The sequence below is a fragment of the Micromonospora globispora genome (genome assembly GCF_003857015.1).
Classification (GTDB): Bacteria; Actinomycetota; Actinomycetes; order Mycobacteriales; family Micromonosporaceae; genus Micromonospora; species Micromonospora globispora.
The window spans coordinates 1-10,677 of record NZ_QGGF01000409.1 but is presented as its reverse complement, the minus strand read 5'-3'; the positions used below and the strand labels follow the sequence as shown (position 1 = coordinate 10,677).

Annotated in this window: 10 protein-coding genes and 2 tRNA genes; 4 read left to right on the top strand and 8 right to left on the bottom strand. The window is 68.6% G+C overall.

The genetic code is table 11. The features are described from left to right. Window positions 1-114: 114 nt before the first annotated feature. The gene (locus DKL51_RS21965) at window positions 115-330 is read right to left on the bottom strand and encodes a hypothetical protein (RefSeq protein ID WP_109948364.1); all 216 of its coding nucleotides are present in this window, start codon (window positions 328-330) and stop codon (window positions 115-117) included. Window positions 331-950: 620 nt separating this feature from the next. Between DKL51_RS21965 and DKL51_RS21960 the strand changes: the two genes are divergently transcribed. The 3 genes from DKL51_RS21960 to DKL51_RS21950 are packed head-to-tail and all read left to right on the top strand — an operon-like array spanning window position 951 to window position 3,033. Next, window positions 951-1,706 carry a replication initiator gene (locus DKL51_RS21960; protein WP_311768073.1) on the top strand — a complete coding sequence of 252 codons (756 nt, stop codon included), beginning with the start codon at window positions 951-953 and terminating at the stop codon, window positions 1,704-1,706. After that, the gene (locus DKL51_RS21955; RefSeq protein WP_109948363.1) at window positions 1,703-1,885 is read left to right on the top strand and encodes a helix-turn-helix domain-containing protein; all 183 of its coding nucleotides are present in this window, start codon (window positions 1,703-1,705) and stop codon (window positions 1,883-1,885) included. The genes DKL51_RS21960 and DKL51_RS21955 overlap by 4 nt, the downstream gene beginning before the upstream one ends. A 35-nt stretch (window positions 1,886-1,920) precedes the next feature. Next, window positions 1,921-3,033: a tyrosine-type recombinase/integrase gene (locus DKL51_RS21950; protein ID WP_260428617.1), complete on the top strand. Its 1,113-nt coding sequence runs from the start codon at window positions 1,921-1,923 to the stop codon at window positions 3,031-3,033. A gap of 55 nt (window positions 3,034-3,088) precedes the next feature. Here DKL51_RS21950 and DKL51_RS21945 read toward each other — a convergent pair. From DKL51_RS21945 to gyrB, 6 genes are all read right to left on the bottom strand, one after another. Beyond that, window positions 3,089-3,164 (bottom strand) — tRNA-Ala (locus tag DKL51_RS21945). Between the two features lie 43 nt (window positions 3,165-3,207). After that, window positions 3,208-3,336: a DLW-39 family protein gene (locus DKL51_RS35830; protein WP_218105107.1), complete on the bottom strand. Its 129-nt coding sequence runs from the start codon at window positions 3,334-3,336 to the stop codon at window positions 3,208-3,210. A 42-nt stretch (window positions 3,337-3,378) separates the two neighbouring features. Further along, window positions 3,379-3,452 (bottom strand) — tRNA-Ile (locus DKL51_RS21940). 150 nt (window positions 3,453-3,602) lie between these two features. Further along, a complete protein-coding gene (locus DKL51_RS21935; protein WP_109948361.1) occupies window positions 3,603-4,508 on the bottom strand; it encodes a DUF3566 domain-containing protein in 906 nt (301 codons plus the stop codon). A gap of 3 nt (window positions 4,509-4,511) precedes the next feature. After that, window positions 4,512-7,031, bottom strand: coding sequence for a DNA gyrase subunit A (gene gyrA / locus DKL51_RS21930; protein ID WP_109948360.1), 2,520 nt, complete (start codon window positions 7,029-7,031; stop codon window positions 4,512-4,514). Window positions 7,032-7,161: 130 nt separating this feature from the next. Next, window positions 7,162-9,108: a DNA topoisomerase (ATP-hydrolyzing) subunit B gene (gene gyrB / locus DKL51_RS21925; RefSeq protein WP_109948359.1), complete on the bottom strand. Its 1,947-nt coding sequence runs from the start codon at window positions 9,106-9,108 to the stop codon at window positions 7,162-7,164. Between the two features lie 524 nt (window positions 9,109-9,632). On the opposite strand from gyrB, the gene DKL51_RS21920 reads away from it, so the two are divergent. Then, window positions 9,633-10,187, top strand: coding sequence for a hypothetical protein (locus tag DKL51_RS21920; protein ID WP_109948358.1), 555 nt, complete (start codon window positions 9,633-9,635; stop codon window positions 10,185-10,187). Window positions 10,188-10,252: 65 nt separating this feature from the next. Here the strand turns inward: DKL51_RS21920 and DKL51_RS21915 are convergent. After that, a partial coding sequence (locus tag DKL51_RS21915) for a DciA family protein (protein WP_124812436.1) occupies window positions 10,253-10,677 on the bottom strand: 425 nt, incomplete at its 5' end.

Sequence of the window (10,677 nt, the reverse complement as noted above, 5' to 3'; positions counted from 1 at the left end):
GAGCCAGTCGTCGATCTTCACGTACAGTGCGGTGAGAAGGGTGTTGATGTCTGTCGTCACAAACGGATCATCAACACCCTTCGCTGCGTCCGCAGCCCCGTCCCGAGTTAGGACTTACTCGTCTAGGACAACCGACACGGCGATCGCGACCAGCGTGATGCCAGCGACGGCGCGCATGACGGCGCGCATGGCCGGGCTGCCTCCGGTGCCCTCAGCGAGGCGACCCATCATCTCCGTGCGCGAGTCGATGGAGTACGGGTTGGTGCTCGTATCGACGTAGCTGCGCTTCAACCAGTCGCGGTCGGGGTTCGGGTCTTGAATCGTGCCCATGCACTGCAGTGTGCGTCCTGCCGCACAACTTAGAAAGGCTCTGGGCGGAGGAAGGATCTCCTCGTCGGGCAGTCGCCAGACCGTCCAGCCTCCCCAGACGGGGACGGGCGGGCTTGGCTGTACGGATGGCTGTACAGCCAGCGCCGCTGCTGCTTCAGTCACCTTGAGGGTGGGGGATCCGGCGGGGCGAATATCGACGTAAAGATCCCGACGAGCGTGGATACCGACGCGATGATTCCCCCGAGTGCAGGGTTCAGGGCGAAGCCCAGTGCGATCCCTGCTAGCGCCACGCACAGTGCGGCGACGCAGATCCCTCGCTGCGTCCGAGTCATACGGAACCACGCCGATCTCCTCGCTTTCGCCATGCCGGTAGGGTGCCACGAATCGATCAGGTTGGCTTCCTGGCCAAGAGCTGATCTCCTCGTCGGGCAGTCGTAGACCGTCCAGCCTCCCCGGACGGGGACAAGGTGGAGCGCCCTACCGGACGAACGACCTTGGCCCCGTCCGGGGAGGCTGGTAGCCCTTGTGGTGCCCGACGAGGGGAGCCGCGGCGGCATCTCTGAGGAGGGCCGGGGTTCGGGGCGGAGCCCCGAGGTCTTCAAGGGCTTTGCGTCCCAAGTGTGGCCGGCCGGCCCGGCCGATGCCGGCCGGAGGTCGCCAGCAGGCCGGGGCCGGGCCGGCGCGGCCCGCTTGCGGGCCGCCTTGATCTGGTCGACGCCGACCCGAACGCCGAGCCGGTGCACGTCGTCAGGTTCGGTAGCCAGGTCGACGCCAAGGGCGTGCTCGCTGGCACCAAGGACGCCGATCGGTGCGTCGGCTACATCACCAAGTACCTGACCAAGCAGGCCGCCGACTGCCACGGGGTCACCACCTCACGGCAGCGGGCGCACCTGGAACGGCTCTGGCAGGAACTGCGGCACACGCCGTGTTCGGAGCGGTGCGCCAACTGGTTGCTCTACGGGATCCAGCCGAAGAAGGCCCGGCCCGGATTGAGGCCGGGGAACTGCAAGAACAAGGTCCACAAGCGGGAAACCCTCGGCATCGGCGGTCGCCGCGTTCTCATCTCCCGCCAATGGTCCGGCAAGACCCTGGCCGACCACCGCGCCGACCGCCGCGAATGGGTCAAGGCACTGCTCGGCGTCACCACCGACGCCACCACCGCCCCGGCCGGCGACGAGCAGCGGCACGCCTGGGAACTCGCCAGACCGACCGACCCGGACGTCCCGCCTCTCGGGCACCGGGTGCTGCGGGCGATCTCCGAGCGCATCCAATGGCGGGCACAGCTCGACGCCGCGAGACGAGCCGCCGACCCGCCGCCCGATGTTTCGGCAACTACGGCCAGTCCGTCCGACAACAAGGAAGGAGCAGGTGCGTGACGGAGAGAAAGAGCGTCCGACCCGCTGAGGCTGCGGCGCTTCTCGGCGTCTGCCGGGAGACCGTCTACGTCCTGATGCGCTCGGGCCGGCTTCGTTCGATCAAGGCTGGTCGGGCTCGCCTGATCCCGCTGACGGCGATTGATGAGCTCCTGTCGGCTGATGAGGAGTTCGCGGCATGACCGGCCGGCGGCGTCGTGCTCATGGTGAGGGCTCCGTGTACGAGCAACGTCCAGGCGTGTGGGCGGCGGTGGTCGACCTCGGTTGGATTGACGGCAAGCGGAAGCGGAAGTACGTCTACGCCAAGAGCGAGGCTGAGGCGGTCCGGAAGCGGGACGAACTGCGGCACCAACTTCAGCTCGGTGTCGACCTCACCGCGCAGCCTCGGACGGTGGAAGCATGGCTGACCGAGTGGCTGCGGGACGTGAAGGCGCACGATGGCACCCGGCCGTCAACGCTGGTGCGCTACCGCCTGGCCGTGAGCAAGCACCTGATGCCGGGTCTGGGCCGGATGAAGCTCGACCGGCTCACGCCTCGGGACGTACAGCGGTTCCTTACCGGGCTCCGGGGCAAGCTCGCGCCGGCCAGCATCATCAAGGTGCACGCCGTCCTGCGCGTCGCCCTAGCCGACGCTGAGCGGATGGACCTGGTCGCGCGCAACGTCGCCAAGGCGGCCAAGCCGCCGGCGCTTGGCCGGGCTGAGCGGCGTGCGCTGACGCCCGAGGAAGCCAAGACCTTACTGTCCGTGCTCACCGGCGACCGGTTGGAATCGCTGTTCGTCCTGGCGCTGGCGACTGGGCTGCGGCGGGCGGAACTGCTGGGCCTGCGCTGGTCCGATGTCGACCCGGCGGGTAAGGCGCTGTTCGTTCGGCAGCCGCTTCAACGCACGGATCGAGGCTTGGAGTTCGTGCCGCCAAAGACGCACCGGTCCAGCCGCCCGGTGCCGCTGTCCGGCTTGGCCGTGCGGGCATTGGAGTCGCAGCGGGTGCGGCAGGCCAAGGAACGGCTTGCGGCCGGCGAGGTGTGGTCGGATCTCGGTCTGGTCTTCGCCAGCACGATCGGCACGCCGATGGAGCCGCGGAACGTCAACCGGCGCTTCGAGCAGCTCCGCGCGGCGGCCGGCCTGGACTGGCTGCACCTACACGACCTGCGGCATGCCTTCGCGACGTTCCTGCTGGACCAGGGCGAGGAGCTGCGCACGGTGATGGAGCTGCTCGGGCACTCCACGATCCGGATGACGGCCGACACCTACGGACACGTCCTGCCGGCCCGGGCTCGTCAGGCTGCCTCAGCCATCGATCGCGTGCTGGGCGAGGAGGGGATGGCGTGACCGCTTGGCTGTACAGATGGCTGTACTCGGGACCGAGATCAACCAAGAAAAGTGCTGGTGGAGCCCAGGGGACTTGAACCCCTAACCCCTGCCTTGCAAAGGCAGTGCTCTGCCAGTTGAGCTAGGGCCCCGAGGGCGGGCGGAGCCGCCTGGTGCTGGCAGTTGAAGGGACGGTCAGCGCAGGTCGGGCGCGGTGGTCGCCTCGTGCCACAGGGCGCGCTCGTCGTTCGAAGCCTTCACCTTCTTGGCAACCACGGCAGCCACGCCGACGACGCCGACCAGGAACAGAAGCTTCTTGAACATGGGGCGACCCCTCGCGCTCGACTGCCGTCGGACGATGTGCGGTGGGGCTAGCTGGAATCGAACCAGCGACCTCAGAGTTATCAGCTCTGCGCTCTAACCGACTGAGCTATAGCCCCGCGTAGCGACGAGCAAGGTTAACTCATTGCCGCGTCCGGCCCCAAATCGGGGGTGGCCGTGGCGCGCCTCTCACCCGTACCCGATCAACCTACCCGGATACGCGACGCCGGGGCGACCGCTTTACGCGGCGCCCCGGCGTCTTCGCTGGTTCAGTCCCGCTCGGCGAGCGTCAGCTCGATCCCGCCGACCAGGTCGGCGCAGACGTTGTAGACGAACGCGCCGAGGGTGGCGAGCGCGGTGAAGAGCACGACGTTCACCAGGCCGATCAGCGCCGAGCTGAGAATCACGCCCTTGGCGGTGATCCGGAAGCCGCCGGTTCTCTGCCCGCCGCTGGCGCTGACCAGATCGGTCAGGCTGTCGTTGACGCTCTTGAAGACGCCCATCGCGTCGAGAGCCAGGTAGAGCACCGAGGTGGCGACGACCACCACGATGAAGAGCACCACGGAGACCGCGAACGCGAACTTCATCACGGACCACGGGTCGATCCGCTTGAGGTTCAGCCGGGCCCGGCGCGGGCCGCGGGAGGCGGCCGAGCTGACCGCGCCACGGGCGGCGCGTACCGCCTCACCGACGCGGGCGGCACCGACGGCGGCCGCATTGCTGATGCCCGGGGGAAGGCCGCCGCCGTTCGGGCGGCCGGTCGTGCCGGTACGCCCGCCGTCCGGCGAAGGCTTCACCGCTGTGCCGAGACCGGCCCCGACCCGCGGCTGGGTGCCGGTGGTACCCGTCGACGCCCGGCCCGCCGCCGGCTTCATCGCCTGGGTGGTGGCGGGCCGCGCGCTGGCCGCCGGGCCCGCCAGCCCGTCCGCGGAGGTCGGGGCGTCGACCTTGGCCTTCTCGGTCTGCTCGCTGGTCCCCGAGTCCTCCCCGGGCTTGTCCGGCGGTGGCGTCATGCCGGGGGCCCGGGTGAACTTCGGGGCAGGCTCGTCGGCGGGGACCGTGGCCCGGCCCACGGCCGCGCGGCCGGTCGCTGGTGTGCCGCCCTTTGCGGCCTCCTCGTCGACCGGGTTGGCCGAGGTCCCCTTGTTCCCCGACTTCGCCTGTGTCTCCGTCATCAACTAGTCCTGTTCGTCAGGCTCGTCGGCATTGCGAGCAATCGCCACGATAGTCACGCCGTCCGGGAGGTCCATCAGCTTGACCCCCATTGTGTTCCGGTCACGCGTACGGCGTACAGGCTTCACCGGAGTCCGGATGACACCACCGTTGCTGGTGATGGCGAACAGCTCGTCGTCCGGACTGATCACCACGGCACCGACCAGACCACCGCGTCGCTCGGTGATCTTCGCAGTCAGCACGCCCTTACCTCCCCGGCCCTGGACCGGGTATTCCTCGATCGGAGTACGTTTCGCGTACCCGCCGTTCGTCGCGACCAAGACGTCCATGCCCTCGCGGACGACCTCCATGGCCAGCAGGACATCATCCTCGCTGAACCGCATCCCGATCACACCCGAGGTGGCCCGACCCATCGGACGCAGCGCCTCGTCGGTGGCGTTGAACCGGATCGCCTGGGCGTTCTTCGAGACCAGCAGCAGGTCGTCCGTGGGGCCCACCAGGGCAGCACCGACCAGCTCGTCCTCATCGCGCAGGTTGATCGCGATGACTCCGCCGGAACGGTTGGAGTCGAACTCCTCGAGCCGCGTCTTCTTCACCAGGCCGTTCTTCGTGGCCAGTACCAGGTAGGGCGCAACCTGGTAGTTCGGGATTTCGATGATCTGGGCGATCTGCTCGTCCGCTTGGAAAGCGAGCAGATTGGCCACGTGCTGGCCCTTGGCCACCCTACTGGCTTCCGGAAGCTCGTACGCCTTCGCCCGGTAGACCCGACCCTTGTTCGTGAAGAACAGGATCCAGTCGTGGGTCGAGCATACGAAGAAGTGGCTCACGATGTCGTCCTGCCGCAGCGAGGCGCCGCTGACCCCCTTGCCGCCGCGCCGCTGGGAGCGGTAGAGGTCGACCTTGGTGCGCTTGGCGTACCCGGTGCGGGTGATGGTGACGACCACGTCCTCGCGGGCGATGAGGTCCTCCATCGAGACCTCGCCGTCGAACGGGATGATCTTCGTCCGCCGGTCGTCGCCCCACTTGGCGACGATTTCGCCGAGCTCCTCGGAGACGATCCTCCGCTGCCGCTCCGGCTTGGCGAGGATGTCCTTGAGGTCGGCGATCTCCAGCTCGAGCTTGGCAAGGTCGTCGAGGATCCGCTGGCGCTCGAGGGCCGCCAGCCGGCGCAGCTGCATGTCGAGGATCGCGGTCGCCTGGACCTCGTCGATCTCGAGCAGCCGGATCAGGCCCTGCCGGGCATCCTCGACCGTGGGCGAGCGCCGGATCAGGGCGATCACCTCGTCGAGGGCGTCCAGCGCCTTGGACAGACCGCGCAGGATGTGCGCCCGCTCCTCCGCCTTGCGCAGCCGGAACGCGGTCCGCCGGCGGATCACCTCGATCTGGTGCTCGACGTAGTAGCGGAGGAACTGCGCCAGGTTCAGCGTGCGCGGCACCCCGTCGACCAGGGCGAGCATGTTGGCGCCGAAGGTCTCCTGGAGCTGGGTGTGCTTGTAGAGGTTGTTCAGCACCACCTTGGCGACCGCGTCGCGCTTGAGCACGAGCACGATCCGCATGCCGGTACGCCCGGAGGACTCGTCCCGGATGTCGGCGATGCCGGCGAGCTTGCCCTCCTTGATCAGCTCGGCGATCCGCTCGGCGAGGTTGTCCGGGTTGACCTGGTACGGCAGTTCGCTGACGACGAGCGCGGGGCGGCCGCGCTTGTCCTCCTCGACCTCGACCACGGCCCGCATCCGGATCGAGCCACGCCCGGTCCGGTACGCGTCCTGGATGGCGGCCTGGCCGACGATCAGGCCGTGGGTGGGGAAGTCGGGGCCCTTGACGATCTCCAGCAGCGCCTCGAGGGTGGTGGCCTCGTCGGCCTCCGGGTTCTCCAGGCACCACTGGACGGCGGCGCCGATCTCGCGCAGGTTGTGCGGCGGGATCTTGGTGGCCATGCCGACCGCGATGCCCTCGGAGCCGTTGATCAGCAGGTTCGGGATGCGGGACGGCAGGATGGTGGGCTCCTTGGCCCGGCCGTCGTAGTTGTCCTGCAGGTCGACGGTATCCTCGTCGATGTCCCGCAGCATCTCCATCGCCAGCGGGTCGAGCTTGCACTCGGTGTACCGCATGGCGGCGGCCGGGTCGTTGCCCGGCGAGCCGAAGTTGCCATTGCCGTCGACCAACGGGTACCGCAGCGACCAGGGCTGCGCCATCCGGACCAGCGCGTCGTAGATCGCCGAGTCGCCGTGCGGGTGGAACTGACCCATCACGTCGCCAACGACCCGGGAACACTTCACGTAGCCGCGGTCCGGCCGGTAGCCGGAGTCGAACATGGCGTAGAGGATCTTGCGGTGGACCGGCTTGAGCCCGTCCCGGACGTCCGGCAGCGCCCGCCCGACGATGACGCTCATCGCGTAGTCGAGGTACGAGCGCTGCATCTCGACCTCGAGGCCGACCGGCTCGATACGGTCGTGCGCGACGACCGCGGCCAGGGTTTCCGGGATCTCCGGCTCGCTCGGGGTGGACTCGGGAGTATCGGTCACTGTTAACCCTTATCAGACTCAGAGTCGTTTTCGTGCTGTGGATAACGGCTGTGGAAACCGGCCTGTCTGTGGATAACCCTGTGGACCGGTGGGCCGACCGGTGGATGTCCGGCCGGCCGGCACCGAGCCGTCAGATGTCCAGGAACCGCACGTCCTTGGCGTTGCGCTGGATGAACGAACGGCGGGCCTCGACGTCCTCACCCATCAGCACGCTGAACAGCTCGTCCGCGGTTGCGGCGTCGTCGAGCGTCACCTGGCGCAGCGTACGGGTGGCCGGGTTCATGGTGGTCTCCCAAAGCTCGGGATAGTTCATCTCGCCGAGACCCTTGAACCGCTGGATGTCGTCCGGCCGGGCGTTGGGCTTCTTCTGCTGGCGCAGCGCGATCAGCCCGTCCCGCTCCCGGTCCGAGTACGCGTACTGGGCGTCGTCGCCCTTCTTGTTCCACTTGATCTTGTAGAGCGGCGGGGCGGCCAGGTAGACATGCCCCAGCTCGACCAGCGGCCGCATGAAGCGGAACAGCAGGGTGAGCAGCAGCGTCTGGATGTGCTGGCCGTCGACGTCCGCGTCGGCCATCAGCACGATCTTGTGGTAACGCAGCTTCTCGATGTCGAAGTCGTCGTGGATACCGGTGCCGAGCGCCGTGATCAGCGCCTGGACCTCGTTGTTCTTCAGCACCCGGTCGATCCGGGCCTTCTCCACGTTCAGGATCTTGCCGCGGATCGGCAGGATCGCCTGGGTGCGGGGATCGCGCCCCTGCTTCGCCGAGCCGCCCGCCGAGTCACCCTCGACGATGAAGACCTCCGACTCCCGCGGGTCGGTGGACTGGCAGTCGGCCAGCTTGCCGGGCATCGAGCCGGACTCCAGCAGCGACTTGCGCCGGGCCAGCTTCCGCGCCTGCTGCGCGGCGATCCGGGCCCGCGCCGCCTGGGACGCCTTCTGGATGATGGTCTTGGCCTCGGCCGGGTTCCGGTCGAACCAGTCGACCAGCCACTCGTTGCAGACCCGCTGCACGAAGCTCTTCACCGGGGTGTTGCCGAGCTTGGTCTTGGTCTGGCCCTCGAACTGCGGGTTGGTCAGCTTGACCGAGATGATCGCGGCCAGGCCCTCGCGGATGTCCTCGCCGGAGAGCTTCTCGTCGCTCTTGAGCAGCTTCTTCTCCGCGCCGTACCGGTTGACGACGCTGGTCAAGGCGGCCCGGAAGCCCTCCTCGTGGGTGCCGCCCTCGTGGGTGTTGATGTTGTTGGCGAAGGTGTAGACCGACTCGCCGTACGACTCGTTCCACTGCATGGCGATTTCGACCGACATGCCCTCCTCCTCGGCGCCGAACTCGACCACCGTCTTGTGGATCGGGTTCTTCGAGGCGTTGAGGTGCCGGACGAAGTCGGCGATGCCGCCGTCGTACTGGAAGGTGACCTCGCGGATCTTGCCTTCCTCGCTCTCCGCGACCCGATCGTCCAGCAGGTGGATGGTGAGGCCCCGGGTGAGGAAGGCCATCTCCTGCAGCCGGCGGTAGATGGTCTGGAAATCGAAGTCGACGGTCTCGAAGACGTCCGGGTCCGGCCAGAAGGAGACCGCCGAGCCGGTCCGGTCGGTCGGCTCGCCCTTCTCCAGCGGGGTCGGCTTGGAGTGGTGGTACTCCTGCCGCCAGACGAAGCCGTCCTTGTGGATCTCCACGGCCATCTTCGTGGAGAGGGCGTTCACCACGGACACGCCGACGCCGTGCAGACCGCCGGAGACCGCGTACGCCTTGCCGTCGAACTTGCCGCCCGCGTGCAGCACGGTGAGCGCGACCTCGACACCCGGCTTCTTCAGCTTCGGGTGGAGGTCGACCGGGAAGCCACGACCGTTGTCGGTGACCTGTACGCCGCCGTCGGCCAGCAGCACCACGTCGATGGTGTCGCAGTACCCGGCCATCGCCTCGTCCACCGCGTTGTCGACGACCTCCCACACGAGGTGGTGCAGACCGCGTTCCCCGGTGGACCCGATGTACATACCGGGCCGCTTCCGGACCGCCTCCAACCCCTCGAGAACGGTGATCGACTCGGCGCCGTACTTCTTGTTGTCCTCCGCTGCCACCCTCGGCCACTTTCTCGCACCGACCACGCCAGGGCGCGGGGGCGCGGGTTCGGCGGACAGGACACGACGTCGGCGCACGGACCGGCCCCGGGAACTCCAGGCCACGGATCGCGTACGCCGGTCGCCGCGGTTGCCCGCGGATCGCGATCGGCTCGACCCGATGCGGGACAATGAGCAAGGGCCCTGGGGGCCCGTGTCCGTCGCTCCGTATCGGGTCTTCGTCTCGCCCCCAATCTTACTCTGCGCACACGACTAAACCGCCACTCGGCACCCCTGCGGGCCGCCTGAGAACTCCGTAGCGGCCCGAATCGCACTGTCCGCGACTCCCCCTACACGCGAAGCCCTGTCCAAGGGCGCGATCGGCCAACGGATCGGTACCGGGGCGTAACCGCCCAGGGGTCGCGGCGGGGCCGGACGTGCCGTACCTTTGCGGCGCCCACCGGCGTGGTCTTGATCTTTCCCGGACCGAACCGGGACGATCGACCCGATCGGTCCGACAACGTGCTTGTAAGAGGTGACGCCAGATGGGGCTGGACAATGTCGCGGTGCACTGGCCGCGGACCGGCCGCTTCTACGACCCGGTCGCGCCGGCCGAGTTCGTCGACTTCGGCGAGATCGTCGACATGCCACGGATCTCCGCCCCGACCGCGGCCCTCGCCGAGCTGATCGCCAAGACCGGTACGGTCCGGGCGACCGCCTACACCGAGCTGGTCGATCTGATCCTCGGCCTGGAAAATGTGCTCTACGCCACTGAGAACGCCGCCGAGGACGAGGACCCGGTGATCGACCCCGACGGCTGCGCGTGGATCGCCGGCGGGGTGGAGAAGTTCGTGGCCCAGCACCGGCCCTTCGGGGAGGCGGTCACCTTCGAGTCGGTCAGCGAGGTGCTCCGGTCGCTGCTCGCCGACGGCCGCCTCGCCGAGCAGCAGCTCCGCTGGCTGGACAGCCGGCTCGACGGGCTGCGCGACGAGAACGGCGATCCGCCGCAGTGGAACTTCACCTGCGCCGAGCTGAGCGTGCTCGCCGCCTTCTACCGCCGCTGTGCAGATCGGGGCTTCGCCGTCTACGCCGACGCCTGACCGGTGCGGTCGGAGCCGCCACGGCAGGATCGGTCGCGGCAATCACGTGGTCCGGCGCTGGCGCCTCAGCCGTACGTGTCGCGGGGCCCCCGGCCGCGCACCCGGCGCGGGCCGCGCGACCACGACGGCGCGGCCGGGCCGTGGATGTGCAGCTTGCGCACGACGTTGTGGCCCACCTCGCGGGCGATCTGCTGCAACAGCGAGCCGGCGAGCAGCCGCAGCTGGGTCGCCCACGCGGTCGACCGGGCCTCGACGGTCAGCTCGCCGTTCTCCAGCTTCACCGGACGGCTGTTCTGGGCCACCTCCGGGCCGACCACCCGCTCCCAGGCACCGAAGACGGTCGCCTCGGCTGCCGGCTGCTGCCAGCCGCGCGCCTTGACCAGCCGGTCCAGCACCGCGCCGAGCGGCTGCGGATCGCGGGGGTCCGGCCCCGGCCCCGAGTAGCCACGCATGCCTCTTATACACATCTCCGAGACCACGAGACCGGAGC